The following is a 24,590-nucleotide window of genomic DNA, read 5'->3' on the forward strand; positions in this document are numbered from 1 at the left end:
CGTGAGCCGCCGGTTCGGCAGCGTGCTGAGCCGCCGGTTCGGGGGAGTGGTGAGCCGTTGACGCGGAGAAGTGCTCAGCCGCGGGTTCGGAGGAACGGTGAACCGCAGGCTCGGAGGAGTGCTGGGCAGACGGTTCAGCGGAGTGCTGGGTCGCAGGCTCGGATGAGCGGTGGGCCGCAGGCTCGGGGGAGCGGTGGGCGGCCGGCTCGAAGGTGGGCTGGGGGTGGCGTTCGAAGGACTGCTGGACGGCGGGCTCGAAGGTGGGCCGGGGCGCGCGCTCGGTCGCGGGCCTCGCGACCGGACCCGGTACGGGCTCGGCGGCCGGCCTCGCGGCCGGGGAGGGCTCGGTCGCGCGCAGCGGCGCAGGCTCCTCGCGGAAAGGCTCCCGGTGGGTCGCCGGTTCCTGGCGGAAGGCGGCGGGCTCCCGGTGGGTCGCCGGTTCCTGGCGGAAGGCGGCGGGCTCGGCGGGTTCGGGGCGGTCGCGGTCTGGGAGGTCGCGGAGGTCCGGCAGGTCGGGCCGTACGGGGTCGGGGTGGCTGCGCGCGGCGTGGTCGTGACGCGCGACGCCGGGCAGGGACGTGGGCGCCTCGACCGGGATCGTCGGAACGGGGGCGAGCTTGGCGGCGAGGCGGGGCACGAACGGCGTCACCGTGCCGTTCTCGGCGGGCTCGACGTACTCGGCCGCGGACAGGCGCATGGCCTCGTCGTCGTACGGCGTGACGTGGCGGCGCCTGAGGTCGAACAGCCACTCGGCGCTGCGCGTGTGACCGTTCCAGACGAAGCCCAGCTTGATGCGCCAGAGGCCGTCGTCACGCTTGCAGGAGTCCCAGTCGATCTCGTCGCTGGGGACGCCGCGGCGGCTCAGCCGCTCGGTCACCAGCTCACCGAGGGTCGGCCCCGGAGTGGACTCCCCGGGCAGGCGCACGGCGACACGCTGCGCCTGTTGCGCGGTGTACTCGCGTTCCTGCAGGACGGGTCCCTCGAACCAGCGGACACGCTCCACGGGGATGCCTGCGGTGGCGGCGATCTCCTCCGCGGTCTCCCCCGCACGGATGCGGGCCTGGATCTCCTTGGGGCGCAACGGACTCTCCACTTCGATCTCGTACTGGCCGAGACGGGAGAAGTTGCCGCGGACCGCCGCTCGGAGCCGTTCGTCGACGGGAAGCGTGAACCGTGTACCCCTGCCGGCCGTGGCCAGCACAAGGTATGTTCCGTCCTCGCTCACCGCGACGAGTCGGAGCTCCTGCATGCGAGTCCCTTCGTCGTCGTGCTCAATCTTCCCCCGGACCCTTGAGTCTCTCGCGTGAGCCGGTTACCTGCCAGCACCGTACCCGGCATGTCCGAACATCGCCTTCCTCAGAGGCACGGGAAGCGATGAGAGGCGGTTATATATGTCGCTTTCACCCTATCTATCGGCTGGTCGATATGCAGCAAACGGGTTAGGCGTCCTGCACGGATTCTCGCGAATCGCGCCCGCCGCCGCCTTCGACTTCCGCCAAGAGGCATGAGAAAGGCCCGGACCTGCGACGTCGCGACGGCCTCCCCGCCAAGCCCGGGGAGGCGGCCGGCGTCCGGAAAATGATCTCCGTCGCGGTACGGCCGCGCCGCTGAACGCCCGCGACCGGTGGAAACCGTAAAAGATGTTCATACCCCCACATCCCGGATAGAAGTGAGGCGGCAGCGTCCCGTTCCTCCTGCCAGGTGGCGGCACAGGGGATGGCGGGACGCCCCAGAACGTGCCGGACCACCGCCACCGCACAGAGGGGACTGATCTCAGGGATGGGCGGCAAGGAAGGCTTGGACCTCAGCGCTCCGCAGATCGCGGGCAGCGCCCTCGCGGCGGCCACGGCGGCCGTCGCGGCGTCGTTCTTAGGAGTCACCGGCACGATCATCGGCGCTGCCGTGGCCAGCGCGGCGACCACGGTCGGGAACGCCGTCTACACGCACTACCTCAAGCGCACCCGCGACCGCCTCAAGGAGGCGCACGGGCTGATCACCGGGCAGCAGGAGAAGCAGGCGCTGGAGGAGGAGGCGGAGGAGGCGGCCCTCGCCCGCCCGGGGGAGGACGGGCTGGCCACGGCGGTCCACGCGACGGTCCGCGACCACGGCCCCTCGGAGCTGCCGCCCCCCGCCGGCGAGACGGCTCCGCGGGACGCCGCCGCGGCGCAGGCGCCACCGCTGAGGCGAGAGGGCATGCCGGGCCCGCTCTGGGTCACGCTGGTCGTCGCGACGGTCGCCACCTTCGCGCTGGCCATGGGCGGGATCCTGGCGTTCGAGCTGCTCAGCGGCAAGCCCCTGGCCGCCACCGTCCACGGGCAGGGCGGGTCGGGGACGAGCTGGGGCGGGCAGGTGGACGAGCCGCGACCGCCCGTTCCCACCCCCTCGACCTCGGCGGGAGTCTCCGGATCCAGCCCCTCCCCGAAGGCGGGCGCGAGCGCGTCCCGGGAGGCCGGGCCCACCACGGCGGAGACCGGGCAGCCCTCCACCCCGTCGTCCCCGGCGTCGCCCGAGGGAAGCGCGCCGCCGGCCCAGGACTCCGGTACGGAGGACCAGGGGGACGGGCAGGGCGCCACCGGTCAGCCCAGCACCACGTCCAGGTAGTCGTTGGAGAACAGGCGGTGGGGGTCCAGCTCGTCGCGCAGCGCCACGAAGTCGTCGAACCTCGGGTAGACGGCCGACAGGTAGGCCGCGTCGCGGGTGTGCAGCTTTCCCCAGTGCGGCCGTCCCGAGAGGCGGGTCATGATCTCCTCGACCCCCTCGAAGTAGGCCGGGTTGGGGGTGGGGCGGTAGATGTGGCAGGCGATGTACGCGGAGTCCCTGCCGTAGGCGGTGGACAGCCACGCGTCGCTGGGCGGGGTGACCCGCACCTCGATCGGGAAGGTGATCCGCCAGTCCCTCAGTTCGAGCAGGTCGCGCGTCTCGCGCAGCGCCTGGCCCAGGTGCTCGCGCGGGATGGCGTACTCCATCTCCAGGAACCGCACGTTCCGCACGCTGGTGAAGACCTTGTACGCCTTGTCGGTGTAGGCGGAGGAGGTGAGCGCGCTCGCGGAGATCCCGTTCAGCGTGGGGATGGCCCCGGGGAACCGCCGCCCGACCCCGCACAGGGCGCCGAAGAGGGTGTTCTCCAGGAAGACGTTGTCGAGCCAGTGCCTGAAGGCGCCCGGCGGCGCCGCCGGGCCCGCCGACCGGTTGTTGCGCTTGGTCAGGCAGGTGTCGGTGTGGGGCAGCCAGAAGAAGTCCAGGTGCTCGTTCTCGCCGGTGATCTCGTCCAGGGAGGACAGGATCTCGCTGAGCGTCATCGGTCGCCTGACATTGCGCAGCAGGAACGCCGGCTCGACCCTGAAGGTCACTGCCGTGAGGATCCCGAGCGCGCCGAGGCCGACCCGGGCGGCGTCGAACAGGTCGCCTTCCGACACGGTGGCGACCGATCCGTCGGCGAGGACCATCTCCAGCTCGGCGACCTGGTCGGCGAGCCCGCCGATCTCCCGGCCGGTGCCGTGGGTGCCGGTCTGGATCGCGCCCGCCACGGTCTGGTCGGTGATGTCGCCCATGTTGGCGAGCGCCAGCCCGCGCCGGTCCAGCTCCTCGTTGAGCACGCGCAGCGGCGTGCCCGCCGCGACCCGCACCCGGTCCTCGCCGGCCTCCTGGACGCCGGTCAGCGCCTCCGGCCGCAGCAGGATGCCGTCGGTGAGGGCCACCCCGGTGAAGGAGTGCCCGGTGCCCGCCATGCGCACCCGCATCCCGCCTGCGGCGGCGTCGCGTACGGCTCGCGCCACCTCATCGGCTGAGGCGGGGGCGCGTACCTCGGCGGGCGTGATGGACTGGTTGCCCGCCCAGTTCCGGAAGACGGCGTTCATGGTGGAGCACGATAATCACGAACCACGCGTCTGACCAGAGACATGAACAAAGCTCATGTAATGCGGGTTCACGCCGCCGTGGATCGGGCCTCCGCCGAGCCGATCTCGGGAGTACGGAGCAGGGTGTTGCCGCTGACGCCGATCCCCACGGCCAGCAGCGCCGCCACGAACGAGAAGGCGTAGGAGTTGGACGCGCCGAACGAGTCGGTCAGCCGCCCGCCTGCCCAGGCGCCGATCGCCACGCCGAATCCCACCGCGGTGGAGATCCAGGACATCCCCTCGGTGAGCAGGTGGCTGGGAACCAGCCGCTCGATGAGCGCGTAGCCCGTGATGATCGTGGGCGAGATGGCCAGTCCGGCGAAGAAGAGGGCGATGGCCATGATCCTCGTGTCGCCGATGATCAGGATGGGGGTCAGCCCGACGGCGAACACCCCGAGGCCCCGGACGAACCGGTGGCGCAGCGAGATCCGCCACTGGCGGAAGCCGTACCACAGCCCGGACACCATGCTCCCGCCGGCGAAGGAGCCGAGCAGCAGCCCCGAGGCGGCCTTGGTCCCGTTGTCCTCCGCGAACGCCACCGTGATCAGGTCGACCGAGCCGAACACCGCGCCCATCGCCAGGAACACGCACGACAGCAGCGCGACGCCCGGGATCGTGATGGGGCTGCCCGACTGCGACGCGCCCGGCCGCGCGGGCGGCTCGGTCCGCCGCTGGAGCGCGAAGGCGACGGTCCCGATGATCGTGCAGACCAGCGCGAGGATCAGCCCGGCGTAGAGGTTGACCAGGGTGGTGAGGCCGGTGACCAGCGCCGGTCCGGCGACGAAGATCAACTCGTCGGCAACGGACTCGAAGGAGAAGGCCGTGTGGAGCCGGGCCGACCCGCCCAGCATGTGCGACCAGCGGGCACGGACCATCGAGCCCAGCGAGGTGGCGGCCCCTCCGACCACCACTCCCGTGGCGAACAGCGTCCAGATGGGGGCCCCGTACTCCGCGCAGAGCATCATCGTCACCAGCGCGGCGCCGTGCAGGACGACGAACGGGATGAGTACTCTTGACTGGCCCAACCTGTCCACGAGCCGTCCCGAGAGCGGGGCGGCTACCGCGTAGGCGACGGCGACGGTCGCCGAGATCGCTCCGGCGGTCGCGTACGAGCCGGTGAGGGCCGAGATGAGAAGGACGATGCCGATCCCGAGCATCGACATCGGCATACGCCCGACGAAACCGGCGATGACGAAGCCTTTGGTGCCGGGCATGCTGAAGAGCCCTCGATACGGCCCGACCACGATCTCGCCCCTTTCGCGCACCCCCGGTGCGCGTCGAACTAGCTCTTTGTACCCTTGCGCACCATTCGCGGACGCGGCAAGTGATTTTTGGGCAACGTACACGAAACAGGATTCGTGGGTTTAACGTGGGTCAAGTGTCCCATCGTCCCCGGCGCGTGCCGCCGCGCGCCGTCTTGGCGGGGCTCGCCCTCATCACCGCACTCGGAGTGCTGGCCGGCAGCGCGTTCCTGATCCTCCACGACGCGGCCGGCGACCCGTACGGCGCGGAGGGCACACCCGCGGCGGACGTCCGCGACCTCACCGCCCCGGTGTCCCCGTTCCCGGTCCTGGCCTCGGCGCCGTCCCCCTCCCCGTCCCAGGCGCTTTCCCCGCAGGCGAGCGCTCCCACGGGCCCCACGCCGCCCCGGCTGATCGCCGTCGCGCGCGAGAAGGTCAGCGAGACGGCGCTGCGCGAGATCGCCGCCCTGCGGGGCGTGACGAACATGGCCGTGGCCGACGGTGGAGCGGTCCGCTTCTCGGCCGCGACGCTCAACCTCCTCGCCGTCGACCCGGCGGAGTACCGCCCGTGGGCGCCCACGGCCGTCGCCGGCCAGCCCGAGGTGTGGGACGCGCTGGAGCGCGGCGAGTTCATCGCCGAGTCCAGGACCGCCGGGCGGTACATGCTGAAGCTCGGCGGCGAGTACGAGGCGGGCGGCGGCTCCCGGCTCAGGGTCGCCGCGTCCGCGCCGTTCGGCCTGCCGGGCGTCGACGGGCTGGTCACCAAGGAGGTCGGCCGCGGCCTCGGCCTGGTCCCAGGCGTGGCCATCCTCGTCCACACCCCCGCGAGCAAGGCGGCCTCCGTGGGCTCCCGGATCAAGCGGCTGCTGGGCTCGGGCGCGCAGGTCGTGGTGATCGGCGCGCGCCGCGCGGTGACCGCGCCCACGCCGGTCGCCCGGCCGAGCACCACCCTGCCGCCGGTGGCCGGGCGCCCGGGCACGGCCCTCGTCGGACGGCCCGGCAGCTATCTCGACCTCTACAAGCTCTCCTCCGGCGTCTGCCCCGGCCTGTCATGGACCGTGCTCGCTGCGATCGGGCAGGTCGAGAGCGGCCACGGGCGCAACAACGGCCCCTCGTCGGCGGGCGCGCTCGGCCCGATGCAGTTCATGCCGGCCACCTGGAAGGCGTACGGGGTCGACGGCGACGGGGACGGCAAGGCGGACATCTGGAGCCCGTACGACGCGGTGCCGTCCGCCGCGCGCTACCTGTGCGCCAACGGCGGCGGCCTCGGCGGCACGAAGCTCCGCTCGGCGGTCTTCCGCTACAACCACTCGTGGGACTACGTGGACAAGGTGCTCGGCATCGCCGGCTCCTACGCCCGCGCCTACGCCTGAGGGCGCCGCCGGGGCGCCGGGCAGCAGGTGGCGGAGGCGCAGGGCAGCAGCGGCTCGGGCTCGTCGAGCAGCTCGCGGACCATGGACACGAACCGCGGATGGGTGCCCGCGGTGGCGGCCCGGGTGAGGTGCATGCCCAGCTCGCGGGCGACGCCCGCCGCCTCGGTGTCGAGGTCGTAGACGACCTCCATGTGGTCGGAGACGAACCCGATGGGCACCAGCACCACCGCCTGGGTGCCGGCCGTGTGCAGCGCCGCCAGATGGTCGCACACGTCGGGCTCCAGCCACGGGACCCGCGGCGGCCCGCTGCGGCTCTGCCACACGAGGTCCCACGGCCGCTCGCCCGCCACCAGCGAGGCGGCGGCGCGGAGCTGGGCCTCGTAGGCCCCGCCGGACGGCCCCGAGGACGCGGCCATGGACGTCGGGATGCTGTGGGCGGTGAACACCAGCCGGGCATCGTCGCGGTGCTCCTCGGGGAGCCGGTCGAGCGCCTCGCGGGTGTGGTCGGCCATGGCGGCGATGAAGCCGGGATGGTCGAAGTAGTGGCGCAGCCGCACGATCTCGGGCGCGCCGGGCACCTCCGCCTGCGCCTGGGCGATGTCGTCCAGATATTGCCTGCAGCTCGAATAGGAGCTGTAGGCCGCGGTGATGAACGCCGCCGCCCGCGTGACGCCGTCGGCGGCCATCTTCCGGAGCGTGTCGGCCAGGAAGGGATGCCAGTTGCGGTTGCCCCAGTAGATCGGGAGGTCGACCTCGGGCCGCAGGGCCGTGATCAGGTCGCGGCACTGCCCGTTGATCGGGCTCACCCCGCCGACGCCCTGGTAGTGGGCCTCGACCTCCAGAAGGCGCTCGTGGGGCACTCCTCTGCCCCGGACGACGTTCGAAAGGAACGGCATCACGTCTTCGGGCTTCTCGGGGCCGCCGAAGGAGACGACCAGCAACGCGTCGTAACGTGCCATGCCACCATCCAACCCCATCTCCGGGACGACGAGGTCTAGGGGCGGGGGAGCGGGTGGGGGTAGGTTCGGAGAAGTGAGCCTCTTTAAGGACATTCGCGAATTTGTCGGCGTGCCGCGCCTGTTGTCGCTGCGGCTCTCTCCGGACGGGTCCCGGTTGGTCTCCGTCGTCCAGTCGCTCAACCCCGACGGGAAGTCGTACGGCACCTCGATCTGGGAGGTGCCCACCGAGCCCGGGGGCGAGCCGCACCGCCTGACCCGTTCGGCCAAGGGCGAGACCGGCGCCGAGTTCACCCCGGACGGCGACCTGCTGTTCGTGTCGCGGCGCCCCGACCCCACGGTGAAGGACCAGCCCGAGGACGAGGTTCCCGCGCTGTGGGTGCTCCCGGCCAGGGGCGGGGAGGCCCGCAGGCTGGCGGAGAGGCCAGGAGGCATCGGAGGGCTCGAAGTGGGCGGCCCCACGGTGGTCTTCGGCGCCGACGTGCTCCCCGGCGACCTGGACACCGAGGCGGACCGGCGCAAGTCCAGGAAGGAGAGCGGGACCAGCGCGATCCTCCACGAGGGATACCCGATCCGCTACTGGGACCATGATCTCGGCCCCGGCCGCACGCGGCTGTTCGCCGCCGTGCTGCCCGGCCTCGCCGAGCCCCGCGACCTGACCCCGGAGCCGGGAGGGGCCCTGGCCGAGGCGGCGTTCGCGGTCACCCCCGACGGCTCGACGGTCGTCACCACCTGGAGGGTGCCGCTGCCCGCCGGGCGGGCGCGCACCGATCTGGTGGCGATCGACGCCGCGACGGGGGAGCGGCGCGTCCTCGCCTCCTCCGACGAGCACGACTTCTCGGGCCCGGTGAAGATCTCCCCGGACGGTACCAAGGTCGCCTGCTGGCGTGAGCTGCATGCCGGCGAGGAGCGGGCCGTCGAGTTCTCGCTGTGGATCGCCGACCTCGCCACCGGTGAGGGTTCCGCGCTCACCACCGATCTCGCCCCGTCGGCGACCGTGTGGGCGGTCGACTCCGGGTCGGTGTACGTCGTGGCGGACGACCGTGGCCGCCGCCCGATCTTCCAGGTCGGCCTCACGGGCGACCAGGTGCGGCTGACGCCGGGCGACGAGGCCTTCCTCGAACCATGCCCCTCGCCCGACGGCCGCTACCTGTACGCGCTGCGCAGTTCGGTGGCGGGCCCCGCCGTACCGGTGCGGATCGCCCTCGAAGGCGGCGAGGTCACCGAGCTGCCCTCGCCGGCGCCCGCGATCGAGATCCCGGGAACCCTGACCGAGGTGACCGCCGTCGCCGACGACGGCGTGGAGATCAGAGGCTGGCTCGTGCTGCCCCCCGGCGCCTCGGCGGGCAATCCGGCCCCGCTGCTGCTGTGGATCCACGGCGGGCCGCTGGCGAGCTGGACCGACTGGTCGTGGCGGTGGAACCCCTGGATCATGGCCGAGCACGGCTACGCCGTCCTCATGCCGGACCCGTGCCTGTCCACCGGCTACGGCCAGGAGATGATCCAGCGGGGCTGGGGCGACTGGGGCCCCCGCACGCACGCCGACCTGATGGCGATCACCGACGCGTGCGTCGCCCGGCCCGACATCGACGCCGAGCGCACCGGCGTCATGGGCGGCTCGTTCGGCGGCTACATGGCCAACTGGGTCGCCGGGCACACCGACCGGTTCAGGGCGGTCGTCACCCACGCGTCCCTGTGGAACCTCGACCAGTTCGCCGGGACCACCGACTCCGCGCTGTACTGGCAGCGGGAGTTCGGAAAGCCAGGTGCCGACCGCTACCGCCTGCTGTCGCCCCACCACTCGCTCGACGAGATCAGGACGCCCATGCTCGTCATCCACGGCGACAAGGACTACCGCGTGCCGATCGGCGAGGCCCTGCGGCTCTGGTGGGACCTGCGCAGATCGTCTGTCGAGTCCAAGTTCCTCTACTTCCCGGATGAGAACCACTGGATCCTCAAGCCGGGCAATGTGATCACCTGGTACGAGACGGTTTTGGCCTTTTTGGCGCAGCACGTCCTCGGCGAGGAGTGGAAGCGCCCGGAGTCGCTGGGATGACCGACTTCCTGGACCTGGCGGTCGGCATCGCCCGCGAGGCGGGGGACATGCTGATCGCCAAGCGCCCGGCCCGCCCGGAGGCGGTGGAGACCAAGTCCAGCATGACCGACGTGGTCACCGCGCTCGACCGGGCCTCGGAGGAGCTGATCAGGGACCGCGTCAGGGCCGCCAGGCCCGGCGACGCGATCCTCGGCGAGGAGGGCGGCGAGACCGGCGGCGAGGTCACCGGAGAGGGGCGCGTCCGCTGGATCGTCGACCCCATCGACGGGACCGTCAACTTCATGTACGGCCTGCCCGACTGGGCGGTGAGCATCGCCGTGGAGGTCGACGGCGAGGTCGTCGCGGGCGTGGTCAACGTGGTGCCCCGCGGTGAGCTGTTCGCCGCGAGGAAGGGCGGCGGGGCTGAGCTGCTGCGGGCGGGCCTCCCGGCCATGCCGCTGCGCTGCAACGAGGCCGTGCCCCTGTCCCAGGCACTGATCGCCACCGGGTTCGGCTACCAGCCCGGACGGCGGGCCGTGCAGGCGGAGGTGCTCACGCACGTGCTGCCCAAGGTGCGCGACATCCGCAGGGGCGGGTCCTGCGCGTCCGATCTCTGCTCGGTCGCGGCCGGGCGGGTGGACGGCTACTACGAGCGGGGCCCGCAGTACTGGGACTTCGCGGCGGGCGGCCTGATCGCGGTGGAGGCGGGGGCGATGATCGGCGGGCTGCGCGGCCGGCCGTACAACCCCGGCATGACGGTGTGCGCGACGCCGGGCCTGTTCGAGGAGCTACAGGACCTCCTGGCGCCTCTCGACCCGGAGCGTGACGCCTAGGGCCGCCGGCGACCCATGGCGTGATGCCGGCATCGCCGGCCGGAGCGAACATGACGAGGGGCCCACCCGTCGGACGGGTGGGCCCCTGGTTGTCGTCTGGAGGAGCTTCAGCAGTGCTGGATGGAGACACCGTTGTCGTCGGCGATCCGGCGTAGATCCTCTATCTCCGCGGAGAGGGTGTCGGCGAGGAAGTCGTCGCCGGTCGTGCGCGCCTCCTGGAGACCCTTGTAGGCCTGGTCGAGCCGATTTTCGATCGTGGTGGTGAACTCGCCCATCTCACCTTCTTTCTCGAGGGGCGAAGGAGCAGTCGTGCCACGCACAGCCTGGGGAGAGCACAGAATCTTCCCCGGCCGTTGAAGTGGGTCTTGCGGGTCTACCCACCCCGCTGTCTGTCTTAAACCACGAGCGCCGGATGTCCGCAGTGTGCTTTGTGTCACCGGTCCGCCGCACTGCCGGCGAGTGCTTACCATGCGCTTAAGCCAAATGTGGCAACAATGAGCCTGCGAGCTGTACTGCCTGGGCATGCGCGACGCGCATGGCGGGGGCCGTTAACTACAGGAGGTGCCAGGGGTCGTGCGGGTGCTTGTGGTGGAAGACGAGCGGGTGCTCGCGGACGCGATCGCGACGGGGCTCCGCCGCGAGGCGATGGCCGTGGACGTGGCCTACGACGGCGCGGGAGCGCTGGAACGCACGGGGTACATCGACTACGACGTCGTCGTGCTCGACCGCGACCTGCCGAAGATCCACGGTGACGAGGTCTGCCGGCGGCTCGTGGCCCAGCGCACGGCCACGCGCATCCTGATGCTGACCGCCTCGGGCGAGGTGGACGACAAGGTCGAGGGCCTGGAGCTGGGCGCCGACGACTACCTCGCCAAGCCGTTCGCCTTCATGGAGCTCGTGGCGCGCGTGCGGGCGCTCGGCCGCCGGTCGGCCCCGGCGCTGCCGCCGGTGCTGGAGCGCGCGGGCATCCGCCTCGACCCCGGCAAGCGCCTGGTGACCAGGGAGGACAACGAGATCGCGCTCACCAAGAAGGAGTTCGCCGTCCTTGAGGAGCTGATGCGCGCCGAGGGGGCCGTGGTCAGCCAGGAGGACCTGCTTGACAAGGCGTGGGACGAGAACATCGACCCGTTCACCAACGTGGTCAGGGTCACGATGATGACCCTGCGCAAGAAGCTGGGCGACCCGGCGGTGATCGAGACCGTGCCGGGAGTGGGATACAAGCTGTGAGCGCGGAACGCGACCGGGCGGCCGGGCGGCCGACCTTCTCCTCGCCCCAGCCGATGATCGTTCCACCTGACACCTCCGCTCCCGCGGAGGAGGCGGAAGAGCTCACCGGCCCAGGTGGCGTGCCCGGCTCACGGGGCTCGTCCGGGTCACGGGGCGCGACCGGTTTAACGCCACCCCCGAGCCCCCGGGCCGTGATCGGATCGAGCGCTCCGAGAGCGCCGGCGAGCACCCACACGAGCGACCAGCCCACGGTGGAGAGCTCGCGCAGGCTGTTCCGGCCGAAGGCGCCGCCACCGCCGCCGAGCGGGCCGCCCGCCTGGGACGGCCCGCCTCCCATCGCGCCGGCCCCCGTCACGCACGACCTGATCGCGCGGGTGCGGCAGGTGTCCGGGCGCATGAGCATCCGGGTACGGCTGACGCTCACCTACGGCGCGCTGTTCTTCGCGGCCGGGGCGCTCCTGGTCTTCGTGATCTACTCCTTCGTCGGCAAGGCCATCTACGACTCGTGGCCTCCCTTGCCGTTCAACCTCGACGACCTCCCCGCCGGGGTCGTGGGCTTGATCCAGGACAGGTGGGACGCGTTCCGGCACGACACCATCGCCGCGGCGCGCGCCCAGCTGCTGGCCCGGTCGCTGCTCGCGCTGGGCGGGGTGGGCATCCTGGCCCTGCTGTTCGGGTACTTCGTCGCCGACCGGGCGCTGCGTCCGATCCAGAAGATGACCACCACGGCCCGGCGGCTGTCGGAGACCTCGCTCGCCCACGAGCGCATCGACCTGCAGGGCCCCGACGACGAGATCAAGGAGCTGGCCGACACCTTCGACGCCATGCTCACCCGCCTCAACCGTGCCTTCGACGCGCAGCGGCGGTTCGTCGACAACGCCTCCCACGAGCTGCGCACCCCGCTGGCGATCAACCGCACCGTGCTGGAGGTCGCCCTGGGCGACCCCCAGGCCTCCGATGACCTGAGGGTGCTCGGCCGCACGCTCCTCGGCACCAACGCCAGGAACGAGCACCTGATCGAGGGCCTGCTGCTGCTCGCCCGCAGCGAACGCGAGCTGGCGGTGCGCAAGCCCGTCGACCTCCGCGACGTCGGGGAGGCGGTGGTCGAGCAGCACGCCTCCTTCGCCGAGGAGACGAAGGTCACCGTGCACACCGACCTTCGTCCCGCCCCCACAATGGGGGATCCGGTACTGGTGGAGCGACTGGTGGCCAACCTCGTGGAGAATGCGATCAAGCACAACCTTCCCGAGTCCGGTGAGGTTTGGCTGCGCACGGGAATGGTGGACGGCACTCCCGTTGTTCAGGTGGCCAACACTGGGCCGCACGTCCCCGCGTACGAGGTGGACGACCTGTTCGAACCGTTCAGGCGCCTCAACTCCGACCGCGTGGAATCGGCGCGCGGCGCGGGGCTCGGGCTGTCCATCGTGCGCGCGGTGGTCCGCGCCCATCAGGGGATCGTGAAGGCGGTTCCACGGGAAGGCGGGGGGCTCGTGATGACGGTGCGACTTCCGGCGGGTTGATACGGCGGGGGGCGTCTCGTTCACGCCAGACATGTGGTTGGATGTGCCGTCGAACACGATGGGTCCTGTCCGCCAATGCTTAGGTTTTCGCCATATTTGGCTAACTGGGTGGCGAAGGCGGCAAGGCCCTCACGTGTTAGGAGGTTCATCGACCGTTCTGACGGGGTACCGATTGCAAAATTCCCCGAGAGATACGGGCACAAGATGGACCGCCCAGACGTTACAGACGCGCGACGCGCGACGCGCAAGCCATAGATGAGGGGGATGAATACGCAAATGGCCACCGATTACGACAGCCCGCGCAAGACCGACGACGACTTGAGTGAGGACAGCCTCCAGGAGCTGCAGGCTCGTCGGACCGACAAGTCCTCTGGGAGCATCGACATCGACGAGACGGATCTCGCCGAGTCGCTCGAGCTGCCTGGTGCGGATCTGTCGAACGAGGAGCTGTCGCTCCGGGTGATTCCCAGGCAGGCGGACGAGTTCACATGCTCGCGCTGCTTCCTGGTGCATCACCGCAGTCAGCTCGCCTCTGACAAGGGCGGGCAGCAGATCTGCCGCGAATGTGCCGCCTGAGACTCTGGGAGGGTCCGTGACATCAGGAGCGGATCGATCATCGCAGGACCAGCCCGGGCGGCCCGCGTTGCCCGGGTCGGCGACCGACGCCAACGCTGAGGTGGCCGAGCTCGTCGGGAAGCTGTCCGAGGCGGGTGACATGGACGGGGCCGAGCGGCGTAGGCTGCTCGGCCGCCTCAGCTCGGCGCTGGTCACCGCCAGGAAGAAGGCGCGCGGGTCCGGCGCCGGCCGGGGCCGCTGGCTCGCGGACGTCTTCGCCTCCATAGCGCCCCGCCTCCCTATCAGGGATCTCGAGGCACTGCAGGAGCATCACTACGGCCTCACCGGCGAGCAGCTCGCCGACGATCTCGTCCGCACCGCCAGCAAGGCCACGATGGCGGTCGGGGCGATCGGCGGAGCCCTGGCGGCCGCGGAGTTCGCGGCGCCGCCGCTCCTGCTCTCCGCGCCCGCCCAGCTCGTGGCCGAGACCCTCGTGGTCGCCGCGATCGAGGTCAAGCTCCTCGCCGAGCTGCACGAGGTGTACGGGGTTCAGGTGCAGGGCTCGGGAAGCCAGCGGGCCATGGCCTTCACGGTCGCCTGGTCCAAGCAGCGCGGCGTCGACCCGCTGTCACCGGCCTCGGTGCAGCTCGCCCTCGGAGCCGCGGCGAAGGCGGGGCTACGCAAGCGGCTGCTGCGCACGATGGGCCGGCATCTGACCACGTTGGGCCCGTTCCTGACCGGCGCCGTCGCCGGAGGCGCGCTCAACAGGCTCGCGACCAAGCGGCTGTCAGAGACGGTGCGCGCCGACCTGCGCCGGCAGCGTGCACTACCGCCACCCCCTTGAGTCTCTCCCTCCCCTTCCCTCACATCCGATGGGTGATTTGTCCGGTTCGGTGGCGCCAAGCCGGAAACACGCCTACTCCGTAGCCGGAGGCCCTGTACAGAGCGCTGCGTCCGATTTCGTAAGGTGGTCCTAAACCGATCACGAGGGAGGACGTGTGCGCAGCTCATTCCTGATCGTCGCGAACCGGTTGCCTGTGGACAGGACCATCACGGACGGCACAGCGTCATGGCGGCGCAGCCCCGGAGGGCTGGTGACGGCGATCGCGCCCGTGATGCAGCGCCGTGACGGCGCGTGGCTGGGCTGGCACGGAGCTCCCGGCGAGGAGCTCAAGCCCTTCGAGCACGACGGCATGAACCTCATCCCCGTACCCCTCTCCGCCAACGAGGTCGAGCTCTACTACGAGGGCTTCTCCAACGCGACCCTGTGGCCCCTCTACCACGACGTGGTCGCCACGCCGATCTACTCCCGGGTGCTCTGGGACGCCTACCGCGCGGTCAACGAGCGGTTCGCGCGGGCCGCCGCCGACATCGCCGCCGAGAACGCCGTCGTGTGGGTGCAGGACTACCAGCTCCAGCTCGTCCCCTCGATGCTGAGGGCGCTGCGCCCCGACCTGAAGATCGGATTCTTCCTCCACATCCCCTTCCCGCCCGCCGAGCTGTTCTGGCAGCTCCCGTGGCGGCGCGAGATCCTGGAAGGCCTGCTCGGCGCCGACCTGGTCGGCTTCCAGCGGCCCGGCGGAGCCTCCAACTTCATCAGGCTCTGCCGCCGCCAGCTGGGCCTGCAGAACCAGCGCTCGGAGATCATCGTCGGTGACCGCACGGTGCGCGCCGAGGCGTTCCCCATCTCGGTCGACTTCGGCGAGCTGGACAACCTCGTACGCGAACCGCACATCCTCGCCCGCGCCAAGGAGATCCGCGCAGAGCTGGGCGAGCCCGAGCACGTCATGCTCGGCGTCGACCGGCTCGACTACACCAAGGGCATCGGCCAGCGACTGAAGGCCTTCGGTGAGCTGCTCGCGGACAAGAGCATCAGCCCGGGGGAGGCGGTGTTCGTCCAGATCGCCACGCCGAGCCGGGAACGGGTCGAGGAGTACCGCCACCTGCGCGACGAGATCGAGCTACGTGTCGGGCGGATCAACGGGACGCACGGCGTGCTCGGCGTCCCGCCGGTGAACTACTTCCACCAGTCCTACGACCGCGACGAGCTGGCCGCCCTGTACTGCGCGGCCGACGTCATGGTGGTGACCCCGCTGCGCGACGGCATGAATCTCGTCGCCAAGGAGTACGTCGCCTGCCGGCACGACCTGCGGGGCGCGCTGGTGCTCAGCGAGTTCGCCGGGGCGGCCGACGAGCTCAAGCATGCCTTCCTCGTCAACCCGTGGGACGTGGAGGGGCTCAAGCGGCAGATGGTCGCCGCCATGCGGGCGACCCCCCATGAGCTGTCGCGCCGGATGCGCTCGATGCGCCGCCGGGTGGCCACCTACGACGTGGACAGGTGGGCCGGGGACTTCCTCGCCGCCCTCGAACGCTGACACCCCGCTCGAAGGGCGACTCCGTCAGAACGCCGACGCCCGCCTGAACGCTGTACGCCCGCCTGCAGGGTGCACACTCGTTCGAAGGCTGTACGCCCCCCCGGCGGTCATGTACGGCCCCCGCCGTTGCCGGTCACGAAAGTGTGGCCGGCACGGCACGGGAACGGCCCCGGGAGGTCAGCCCGGCGTCAGGACTTGACGGCCCGCTCGACCTTGTCAGGGATGGCCTTCCACGCCTGGTACCTCTTGTGGGCGGTGCGGGTGGCCACGATGCGGGCGACCTCCATGCCGACGCCCAGCACCACGGCGAAGCCGATCGCCTCGGCGAGGCCGGTCTCCAGCGAGTTGGGGTCGGCCGGGGGCTTCTTGCCCGTGGTCTTCTGCCAGCCGAACTCGATGGCCTTGCGGGCGCCGTATCCAACACCGAGCGCCACCACCGCGCCGATGAGCCGCCAGGCCATGTCTGGCTTCTCGACGTCCTTCGATTTGGCCATGACTTCTCCCCTCGTCGATCTAGCTGAACCCTAGTCTCTCGTGCCGGTCGGCACTGTGACGCCATACCATAAGGCGGCATGACCGAACAGCGACTGCGCCATACCACCGTTCCCGACAAGCCCTCTCTCGACGGGCTCGAGTCGGTATGGGCAGGCCGCTGGGACGCCCAAGGCACCTACCGGTTCGACCGGTCGAAGACGCGGGACGAGATCTATTCGATCGACACGCCCCCGCCCACCGTCTCCGGATCCCTGCACGTCGGCCATGTCTTCTCCTACACCCACACCGACACGATCGCCCGCTTCCAGCGCATGCGCGGCCGTGAGGTCTTCTACCCCATGGGCTGGGACGACAACGGCCTGCCCACCGAGCGGCGTGTGCAGAACCACTTCGGCGTCCGCTGCGACCCCTCCCTTCCCTACGACCCCGCGTTCGAGCCCCCCGCGAAACCCGACCCCAAGCGCCAGGTGAACGTCTCCCGGCGCAACTTCATCGAGCTGTGCGAGCGGCTCACCCAGCAGGACGAGAAGGCCTTCGAGGAGCTCTGGCGTCATCTCGGGCTCTCGGTCGACTGGTCGCTCACCTACGCGACGATCGACGACACCTCCCGCGCGGCCTCCCAGCGCGGGTTCCTGCGCAACCTGGCACGCGGGGAGGCGTACGTCGCGGAGGGCCCCACCCTGTGGGACGTCACGTTCCGCACGGCCGTCGCCCAGGCGGAGCTGGAGGACCGCGAGTGGCCGGGGGCGTTCCACCGCATCCGGTTCGGCGGGGTCCCGGGCACCGATTTCAGCGACGGCGTCCACATCGAGACCACCAGGCCCGAGCTGATCCCGGCCTGCGTCGCCCTGGTGGCCCATCCCGACGACGAGCGCTACCAGCCGCTGTTCGGCAAGACCGTGCGCACCCCGATCTTCGGCGTGCACGTGCCCGTCCTCGCCCACCACCTCGCCGAGCGCGACAAGGGCTCGGGCATCGCCATGATCTGCACCTTCGGCGACGTCACCGACGTCATCTGGTGGCGCGAGCTCGACCTGCCGACCCGGCCGGTCATCGGGTGGGACGGGCGCCTGCTGGCCGATCCCCCCGAGGGCGTCCCAGCCGGGCCGTACGCCGAGCTGGCGGGCAAGACCGCGCACAGCGCACGCGAGCGCATCGTCGAGATGCTGGGGGAGTCGGGCGAGGTGGAGGGCGAGCCCAGGAAGATCTCCCGCCCGGTCAAGTTCTACGAGAAGGGCGACCGGCCGCTGGAGATCGTCACGACCCGCCAGTGGTACATCCGCAACGGCGGGCGTGACCCCGAGCTGCGGCAGGCGCTGCTGGAGCGCGGCAGCGAGCTGTCGTGGCACCCCGAGCACATGCGCGTCCGCTACGAGAACTGGGTGCGGGGCCTCGCCGGCGACTGGCTGATCTCCCGGCAGCGGTTCTTCGGCGTCCCCATCCCCATCTGGTACCCGCTGGACTCCGCGGGGGAGCCGATCTACGACGCGCCCATCGCGGCCTGCGAGGAGGCGCTGCCCGTCGACCCGTCCAGCGACGTGCCGCCCGGGTACGCCGAGGACCAGCGGGGCAAGCCCTTCGGCTTCGCCGCCGACCCCGACGTCATGGACACCTGGGCGACGTCCTCCCTGTCACCGCAGATCATCGGCGGCTGGGAGCGTGACCCCGGCCTGTTCGGGCGGGTGTTCCCCATGGACCTTCGGCCGCAGGCCCACGAGATCATCCGCACCTGGCTGTTCTCCTCGGTGGTCAGGGCCCATCTGGAGAGCGGCGTGTCCCCCTGGCGGCACGCGGCGATCTCCGGGTGGATCCTGGACCCCGACCGCAAGAAGATGTCCAAGTCCAAGGGCAACGTGGTCACGCCCATGGGCCTGCTCCAGGAGTACGGCTCCGACGCGGTCCGCTACTGGGCGGCCGGGGGACGTCCCGGTACGGACACGGCCTTCGACACCGGCCAGATCAAGGTCGGCCGCCGCCTGGCCATCAAGATCCTCAACGCCTCGAAGTTCGTGCTCGGCCTCGGCGAGGCCGAGGGTGAGGTCACCCAGGCGCTCGACAGGTCGATGCTCGCACGGCTCGCCGGGGTCGTGGAGGACGCCACGGCCGCGTTCGAGTCCTACGACTACACCCGGGCCCTGGAGGGCGCCGAGCGGTTCTTCTGGGAGTTCTGCGACGACTACCTGGAGCTCGTCAAGGCCCGCGCGTACGGGTCGGAGGCGGGAGCGCACTCGGCGCGGGCGGCGCTGCGGCAGGCGCTCGACGTGATGCTGCGGCTGTTCGCGCCGTTCCTGCCGTTCGTGACCGAGGAGGTCTGGTCGTGGTGGCGGCCCGGATCGGTCCACCGCGCGCCCTGGCCGGGCTCCGAGCTCGCGGGGCTCGCCTCCTCCGGCGACCCGGCGGTCCTCCCGACGGTCTCTGAGGTGCTCCGCGAGATCCGCAAGGCCAAGTCCTCGGCCAGGCTCTCCATGCGCGCCGAGGTGGCCCTGCTCAGCGTGGCGGGTTCGGCGATCGAGCTCGTGCGCCACGGGCAGGACGACCTGTGCGCGGCGGGCGCCGTGGACGAGTTCGTCCTCTCTTCGCAGGACGGCGACCTGAGGGTCCAGGTCACGCTCGCCGAGGCGGCCCCCGCCTAGCGCCGGGTCAGACCTTCCCCGCATTTCCCCGCAGGCGCGCACAGATCGCCGGGCGGGGAAATGTGGAGGAAGCAGACCAGAACTTGAACCCGGCCGTAACCTGTGCGCGTTCGGCCGGTTGACGTGCCAGTCTGGAGAGGTGATCGCGGAGCGGGAGAGCCAAGAGCGGAGCGTGCCACCGGTCCTGTCGGTGATGGCGGCGTGGAGCTGGCGCCTCATCGTCATCGGCGTGGTGATCTACTTCTCGGCCCAGATCATCGTCCGTCTCAGCTTCGTGGCACTGCCGGTGGCGATCGCGCTGCTCCTGACCGCCCTGCTGTTCCCGCTCACCGACCGCCTGCGCCGGGCGGGCCTGCGTCCCATCTGGGCGACGTGGACCACGATGCTGTCGGCGTTCGCCATCATCGTCGGCCTCGGCTTCATCATCGGCACCCGGGCGAACGACGAGTTCCCCCGGCTGATCGACCAGGTCCAGAAGACCGCACGCGACGTGCAGGGCTGGCTGCTGACCGGCCCGCTGCACCTCAAGGAGGCCCAGCTCACCGACATGGTGGGGGAGATCGCCAAGCAGATCAACGAGCAGCGCAGCGAGATCACCAGCACCCTGCTGTCGACGGCGGCCGTCTTCATCGAGGTGCTCGCCTCCATCGTCCTGCTGCTGTTCATCACGTTCTTCCTGCTCAAGGACGGCGACCGCATCTGGGCGTGGTTCCTGCGGGGCTTCGGCTCCAAGGCTCCACGCGTCGACCGGGCGGGCCGGGCCGCGTGGCACACCCTGTCGCAGTACATCCACGGCACCGTCATCGTCGCCGCGATCCACGGCGTGATCATCGGCATCGTGCTGTTCGGCATGGGCGTGCCGCTCTGGGCGCCGCTCGCCGTGCTGATCTTCTTCGCCAGCTTCATCCCGATCGTCGGCATCTTCTTCGCCGGCGGTCTGGCCGCGCTCGTCACGCTCGGGGCCAAGGGGCCGGTGTTCGCGCTGGTCTTCATCGGCATCCTGCTGGTCGAGCAGCAACTGGAGAACCACGTGCTCCAGCCCCTGATCGTGGGGCGGGCCGTGAAGTTCCACCCGCTCGCGATCATCCTGGTGCTGGCCATCGGGGGCATCCTCGGCGGCATCGCGGGCGCGGCGATCGCGGTGCCGGTCGCGGCCGTGGTCTACCGGGCGCTCCCCGAGCTCCGCAGGCATCCGCCGGAGCTGCCGCCCGCGGCGCCGCACGAGCCCCCTCCGGAGCCCGAGCCGCCGGCCGACCAGGCGCCCTGCGCGGGAGAGGACATGTCGCCGCAGCGCAGCGGGTAAGGTCTCGGTTCGTGACTCGTTGCACACCCGTTCCGCCCCGGTCCCTCCGAGGGCGTACCTTGAGGCTGAGGGTCGTCTCGGCGCGCCCGGAAGGCCGTTCGCCGGTGCGAACGCCCGGGTTCCGCGGCCCGGCGGGCCGGGTCACACCGTCAGCCCGGCGCGGCTCCACGACTACGAGGTGAATCCATGATCGAGGTGCTGATCCAGCGACTCGACCCCGAGCTGCCGCTTCCGTCGTACGCCCATCCGGGCGACGCGGGAGCCGACCTTCACGCCGCCGAGGACGTCGAGCTGCTGCCGGGCGAGCGGGCCGTGGTGGGCACCGGCGTGGCGATCGCGCTGCCCGACGGGTACGCCGCCTTCGTGCACCCGCGCTCCGGGCTCGCCGCCAAGTTCGGCGTCACGCTCGTCAACGCGCCGGGCACGGTCGACGCCGGCTACCGGGGCGAGATCAGGGTGACGTTGCTCAACACAGACGCCAAGGACGTCGTTCGGCTCAGGCGCGGTGACCGGATCGCCCAGCTCGTCGTCCAGCGGGTGGAGAAGGCAGCTTTCTACGAGGTGGAGCGGCTCCCCGGGTCGGCGCGCGGCGCCGGCGGGTTCGGCTCCACCGGTCGATAAGTCGATAAGGAGTGTGAACGAAGTGTTCCGACGCCGCCGTCATGCGGAAGAACAGGAGTCGGCACCGGTCGCCGAGAACGCGCCGGTGTCTGACCGCGAGTCGGGACCGTGGGACGCCGACGAGCCCCATCCCGAGACCGAGCGGGTCGACCTGGGCGGCATGCGGCTGCCCATCGGCCCCGGGTTCGAGGTCCAGCTGAACGTCGCCGGAGAGCAGATCGTCGGCGCCGTCGTGCTGGTCAACGAGAGCGCCCTCCAGGTGCACGCGTTCGCGGCCCCGAAGAGGAGCGGCATCTGGGAGGAGGTGCGCGCCGAGCTCACCCGTGAGCTGACCGCCGCCGGCGGGAGCTGCGAGGAGCGCCAGGGCCCCTTCGGCCCCGAGCTCGCCGCCGAGATCCAGCAGGACGGCGCCAAGCAGCCCGTCCGGTTCATCGGCGTCGACGGTCCCCGCTGGTTCCTGCGGGGCGTCCTCAGCGGCCGAGCCATCGCCGATCCCGAGGCGGGCAAGGTTCTGGAGGACGTCATCCGCGACATCGTCGTGGTGCGCGGAGACCAGCCCATGGCCCCCAAAGAGCCGATCGAGCTGCGGCTGCCCGCCGAGGCCCGGCAGGCCGTCGAGCAGCAGGCGACCGAGGAGGGCAGGGCGGGCCTCAATCCGTTCGAGCGTGGGCCTGAGATCACCGAGGTTCGCTGACGTAAGCTGCGGTCAGGATCGCATGGGGCTCCCGAGGAGTTGAACCAGAAATGAGTACGGCAGAGCCCGTCAAACGCGGGCTGCGCGGCTTCTTCCGGCGGCTGACGACCAGCCAGGCCGAGCTGGAGGCCGCGGAGCTCCAGGAGGACCTCGACCGTTACGGCGCGACGCCGATCGCCTCGTGCGGCCAGCGGAGGAGGTTCTGCGTGGCGGGCACTCTCCGCACGGTGACGTTGCGGCCCCGGGGCGGCGTTCCATCCCTGGAGGCCGAGCTCTACGACGGATCGGATGTGGTCGACCTGGTCTGGCTGGGCCGCCGCAAGATCGTCGGCATCGAGCCGGGCCGCGTGGTGCGGGCCGAGGGCCTGGTCAGCATCCAGGACGGCCGCAAGGTGATGTTCAACCCCCGCTACGAGCTGCGCCCAGCGAGCGGCCAGTGACCACGGTTCCGCCAGACGAGGAGACCAATGATCATGCAGCGGCGAGACGGCGCGACGAGAGCGGGCGCGACGCGCCCGCGGGGAGCGCGCCCGTGAGCGCGGGGGGCACGACCATCCAGGACGAGGCCGCGCACGACACCGTCGAGAGCGCCATCCGTGCCCAGCTGGCCAAGGCGCTCGGCGGCGTACGGGGCATCATCGAGGCGGCCGTCCCCACAGTGGTCTTCACCATCACGTGGATCGTCACCGAGCAGCTCAAGGTCTCGCTGATGATCAGCATCGGTGTGGCCGTGCTGCTCCTGGTCGTACGGCTCGCGCAGCGGTCCACGCCGCAGTTCGTGATCAACAGCCTCATCGGCATCGGCATCGGCGCGGTCTTCGCGAGCCGCTCCGGCGATGCCAAGGACGTCTTCCTGCCCGGCATCCTCTACAACGGGGGCTACGCCGCCGTGATGGTGCTGTCCATCGTCGTCCGGTGGCCGGTCGTGGGGTTCCTCATCGGCTCGGTGACCGGTGATCCGACCGGCTGGCGGCAGGACGCCGGCATCGTCCGGCTCTGCTCGCGGCTGACGTGGCTGCTGATCCTGCCGTGCCTGCTGCGGGTGGTCGTGCAGCTGCCGCTCTACTGGGCCGATCAGGTCGCCGCCCTCGGGGTGGCGAAAGTCGCGCTGGGCTGGCCCGTCCAGGTCGCGGCGCTCGGCGCCATGGTCTGGGTGCTCGCCCGGGGGAGGACCCCCATGTCACCGAGCACGCCCGGCACCGGCTCCTGAGCCCGTACACCCCTGTCTGAGCCGTACCACCTGTCTGAGCTTGTAACGACCCTTTGCCTGAGCCGTACGACCCCGCCTGAGCTGGTACGGGCCCGTACAGCCTCAGGGAGGCGGAAACGGCGGCGCCGGGGCCCTCAACGGGTGCCCCGGCGCTTTCGGCTGGACCGTCGTCTCAGTGGGGGGCGAGAAGGTGGGCGAGCTCCTCCTCGACCTCCTGGCTGGCCACGAACAGCAGCTCGTCGCCGGCCTCCAGCGGATCGTCGTCGGAGGGCACCAGCACCCGGCCCTCGCGGAGGATCGCCACCAGGGCCGAATCCTGCGGCCACGGCACCGAACCGGCCCGCTGGCCGACCACGGGGGCGTCCTCAGGAAGCGTGAGCTCCACCAGGTTGGCCTGGCCCTGCCGGAAGGTCATCAGCCGGACCAGGTCGCCGACGCTGACCGCCTCCTCGACCAGGGCCGAGAGCAGGCGCGGCGTGGAGACCGCGACGTCCACGCCCCATGACTCGTTGAACAGCCACTCGTTCTTCGGGTGGTTGATGCGGGCCACCACGCGCGGGACGCCGTACTCGGTCTTGGCCAGCAGCGAGACGACCAGGTTGACCTTGTCGTCGCCGCTGGCGGCGATCATCACGTGACAGTTGTTGAGCCCGGCCTCGTCGAGCGACGAGATCTCGCACGCGTCGGCGAGCAGCCACTCGGCCCGAGGCACACTGTCGATCTTGATGGCCCTGGGGTCGATGTCGATGAGCAGGACCTCGTGGCCGTTCTCCAGCAGCTCCGCGGCGATGGACCGGCCGACCGCCCCCGCGCCCGCGATCGTGACGCGCATCAGTTGGACTCCTCCTCGGGCGCCGCGGACAGCACCTTGTTGATCCGGTCCATGTCGTTGTCACCGGCGATCATGTGGAGGATGTCGCCCTCCTGGAGCACCGTCTCGTCCTTGGGCAGCAGGGCCTCGCCCATGCGGTTGACGAAGGCGACACGGGCGCCCGACGCCTCTTCCAGCGTGCGGGTGCGGCTGCCGATCCAGCCGGAGTGGTAGGCGACCTCGGCCAGTATGACCACGCCCGTCGGGTCGCGCCAGAGCGGCTCGGCGCCCTCGGGGAGCACCCGCCGCAGGATCTGGTCGGCCGTCCACCGCACGGTGGCCACCGTGGGGATGCCCAGCCGCTGGTAGACCTCGGCGCGCCGGGAGTCGTAGATGCGGGCGACGACGTTGTCGACACCGAACGTCTCGCGCGCGACACGCGCGGAGATGATGTTCGAGTTGTCGCCGCTGCTCACCGCGACGTACGCGGCGGCGGACTCGATGCCGGCCTCCTCCAGGACATCCCGGTCGAAGCCCATGCCGGTGACACGGCGCCCGCGGAAGCCCGCTCGCAGCCTCCGGAACGCCTGCGGGTCTCTGTCGATGATGGCGACCGAGTGGCCGCTGTCCTCGAGGATGTGGGCAAGGGTCGAACCGACCCGGCCGCATCCCATGATGACGATATGCATGCTCCCCCGCCGTTGGCTTTGAGGCGGCAACTCCTGGACCTTATACAGCTACGAGGCCAAGTATGGCCGGTTCTGGCGGCGCCATGTGAGGTGCACCGGACCTGAGGACTAGCATCGTCACTC

General features: G+C 70.9%; 23 protein-coding genes. 15 read left to right on the plus strand and 8 right to left on the minus strand.

The genetic code is table 11. The annotated features are described in order from the left end of the window. Positions 1-1,249: septation protein SepH (gene sepH, locus AB0O34_RS09895; RefSeq protein WP_363914611.1), on the minus strand; the 1,249-nt coding region annotated here is incomplete at its 3' end. 530 nt (positions 1,250-1,779) lie between these two features. Here sepH and AB0O34_RS09900 point away from each other — a divergent pair. Further along, positions 1,780-2,601, plus strand: coding sequence for a hypothetical protein (locus AB0O34_RS09900; protein WP_363914613.1), 822 nt, complete (start codon positions 1,780-1,782; stop codon positions 2,599-2,601). Here AB0O34_RS09900 and AB0O34_RS09905 read toward each other — a convergent pair. Together AB0O34_RS09905 and AB0O34_RS09910 are read right to left on the minus strand one after the other, a co-directional pair. Continuing rightward, entirely contained in the window at positions 2,577-3,857 is a 1,281-nt protein-coding gene (locus tag AB0O34_RS09905) for a D-arabinono-1,4-lactone oxidase (protein WP_363914615.1), read from the minus strand. The genes AB0O34_RS09900 and AB0O34_RS09905 overlap by 25 nt on opposite strands. Positions 3,858-3,925: 68 nt before the next feature. Next, on the minus strand, positions 3,926-5,110 hold the full coding sequence (locus AB0O34_RS09910) for an MFS transporter (protein WP_363914617.1): 1,185 nt from the start codon (positions 5,108-5,110) through the stop codon (positions 3,926-3,928). A gap of 164 nt (positions 5,111-5,274) precedes the next feature. On the opposite strand from AB0O34_RS09910, the gene AB0O34_RS09915 reads away from it, so the two are divergent. Further along, positions 5,275-6,510, plus strand: coding sequence for a lytic murein transglycosylase (locus tag AB0O34_RS09915; RefSeq protein WP_363914619.1), 1,236 nt, complete (start codon positions 5,275-5,277; stop codon positions 6,508-6,510). On the opposite strand, the gene AB0O34_RS09920 is transcribed toward AB0O34_RS09915, so the two are convergent. Further along, positions 6,501-7,469, minus strand: a complete 969-nt coding sequence (locus AB0O34_RS09920) for a ferrochelatase (RefSeq protein ID WP_363914621.1) — start codon at positions 7,467-7,469, stop codon at positions 6,501-6,503. The genes AB0O34_RS09915 and AB0O34_RS09920 overlap by 10 nt on opposite strands. Before the next feature lie 73 nt (positions 7,470-7,542). Between AB0O34_RS09920 and AB0O34_RS09925 the strand changes: the two genes are divergently transcribed. Continuing rightward, positions 7,543-9,522 (plus strand): S9 family peptidase, encoded by a 1,980-nt coding sequence (locus tag AB0O34_RS09925; RefSeq protein ID WP_363914623.1) that lies wholly within the window; start codon positions 7,543-7,545, stop codon positions 9,520-9,522. Beyond that, on the plus strand, positions 9,519-10,334 hold the full coding sequence (locus AB0O34_RS09930) for an inositol monophosphatase family protein (RefSeq protein WP_363914625.1): 816 nt from the start codon (positions 9,519-9,521) through the stop codon (positions 10,332-10,334). The genes AB0O34_RS09925 and AB0O34_RS09930 overlap by 4 nt, the downstream gene beginning before the upstream one ends. Positions 10,335-10,441: 107 nt before the next feature. Here the strand turns inward: AB0O34_RS09930 and AB0O34_RS09935 are convergent, their stop codons facing one another. Next, the gene (locus AB0O34_RS09935) at positions 10,442-10,609 is read right to left on the minus strand and encodes a hypothetical protein (protein ID WP_363914627.1); all 168 of its coding nucleotides are present in this window, start codon (positions 10,607-10,609) and stop codon (positions 10,442-10,444) included. Between the two features lie 298 nt (positions 10,610-10,907). Between AB0O34_RS09935 and AB0O34_RS09940 the strand changes: the two genes are divergently transcribed. The 5 genes from AB0O34_RS09940 to AB0O34_RS09960 all read left to right on the plus strand — a co-directional run bounded on the left by AB0O34_RS09940 (position 10,908) and on the right by AB0O34_RS09960 (position 16,011). Next, complete coding sequence (locus AB0O34_RS09940; RefSeq protein ID WP_363914629.1) at positions 10,908-11,561, plus strand: response regulator transcription factor; 654 nt, start codon at positions 10,908-10,910, stop codon at positions 11,559-11,561. Next, complete coding sequence (locus tag AB0O34_RS09945; RefSeq protein WP_363914631.1) at positions 11,558-13,081, plus strand: HAMP domain-containing sensor histidine kinase; 1,524 nt, start codon at positions 11,558-11,560, stop codon at positions 13,079-13,081. Before AB0O34_RS09940 ends, AB0O34_RS09945 begins: the two co-directional genes overlap by 4 nt. Before the next feature lie 276 nt (positions 13,082-13,357). Continuing rightward, complete coding sequence (locus tag AB0O34_RS09950; protein WP_114029376.1) at positions 13,358-13,657, plus strand: DUF4193 domain-containing protein; 300 nt, start codon at positions 13,358-13,360, stop codon at positions 13,655-13,657. 16 nt (positions 13,658-13,673) lie between these two features. After that, positions 13,674-14,480: a hypothetical protein gene (locus AB0O34_RS09955; protein ID WP_363914633.1), complete on the plus strand. Its 807-nt coding sequence runs from the start codon at positions 13,674-13,676 to the stop codon at positions 14,478-14,480. A gap of 154 nt (positions 14,481-14,634) precedes the next feature. Further along, complete coding sequence (locus AB0O34_RS09960) at positions 14,635-16,011, plus strand: trehalose-6-phosphate synthase (protein WP_363914635.1); 1,377 nt, start codon at positions 14,635-14,637, stop codon at positions 16,009-16,011. 188 nt (positions 16,012-16,199) lie between these two features. Here AB0O34_RS09960 and AB0O34_RS09965 read toward each other — a convergent pair whose 3' ends face one another. After that, the gene (locus AB0O34_RS09965) at positions 16,200-16,505 is read right to left on the minus strand and encodes a DUF4235 domain-containing protein (RefSeq protein ID WP_363914637.1); all 306 of its coding nucleotides are present in this window, start codon (positions 16,503-16,505) and stop codon (positions 16,200-16,202) included. 78 nt (positions 16,506-16,583) lie between these two features. Between AB0O34_RS09965 and valS the strand changes: the two genes are divergently transcribed. From valS to AB0O34_RS09995, 6 genes are all read left to right on the plus strand, one after another. Then, the gene (gene valS / locus AB0O34_RS09970; RefSeq protein WP_363914639.1) at positions 16,584-19,139 is read left to right on the plus strand and encodes a valine--tRNA ligase; all 2,556 of its coding nucleotides are present in this window, start codon (positions 16,584-16,586) and stop codon (positions 19,137-19,139) included. Positions 19,140-19,311: 172 nt separating this feature from the next. After that, complete coding sequence (locus tag AB0O34_RS09975) at positions 19,312-20,442, plus strand: AI-2E family transporter (RefSeq protein ID WP_363914641.1); 1,131 nt, start codon at positions 19,312-19,314, stop codon at positions 20,440-20,442. A 186-nt stretch (positions 20,443-20,628) separates the two neighbouring features. Next, on the plus strand, positions 20,629-21,063 hold the full coding sequence (gene dut, locus AB0O34_RS09980; RefSeq protein WP_363914643.1) for a dUTP diphosphatase: 435 nt from the start codon (positions 20,629-20,631) through the stop codon (positions 21,061-21,063). Between the two features lie 85 nt (positions 21,064-21,148). Then, the gene (locus AB0O34_RS09985; RefSeq protein ID WP_363914645.1) at positions 21,149-21,757 is read left to right on the plus strand and encodes a DUF3710 domain-containing protein; all 609 of its coding nucleotides are present in this window, start codon (positions 21,149-21,151) and stop codon (positions 21,755-21,757) included. Positions 21,758-21,807: 50 nt separating this feature from the next. Further along, complete coding sequence (locus AB0O34_RS09990; protein WP_358555565.1) at positions 21,808-22,197, plus strand: OB-fold nucleic acid binding domain-containing protein; 390 nt, start codon at positions 21,808-21,810, stop codon at positions 22,195-22,197. Positions 22,198-22,289: 92 nt separating this feature from the next. Further along, complete coding sequence (locus AB0O34_RS09995) at positions 22,290-22,967, plus strand: DUF3159 domain-containing protein (protein ID WP_363914679.1); 678 nt, start codon at positions 22,290-22,292, stop codon at positions 22,965-22,967. 172 nt (positions 22,968-23,139) lie between these two features. Here AB0O34_RS09995 and AB0O34_RS10000 read toward each other — a convergent pair whose 3' ends face one another. Further along, positions 23,140-23,799: a TrkA family potassium uptake protein gene (locus AB0O34_RS10000; RefSeq protein WP_363914647.1), complete on the minus strand. Its 660-nt coding sequence runs from the start codon at positions 23,797-23,799 to the stop codon at positions 23,140-23,142. Then, the gene (locus tag AB0O34_RS10005; protein WP_363914649.1) at positions 23,799-24,467 is read right to left on the minus strand and encodes a TrkA family potassium uptake protein; all 669 of its coding nucleotides are present in this window, start codon (positions 24,465-24,467) and stop codon (positions 23,799-23,801) included. The genes AB0O34_RS10000 and AB0O34_RS10005 overlap by 1 nt, the downstream gene beginning before the upstream one ends. Between the last annotated feature and the right edge of the window lie 123 nt (positions 24,468-24,590).

Origin of the sequence: Sphaerisporangium sp. NPDC088356 (assembly GCF_040685555.1) — a bacterium.
GTDB lineage: Bacteria > Actinomycetota > Actinomycetes > Streptosporangiales > Streptosporangiaceae > Sphaerisporangium.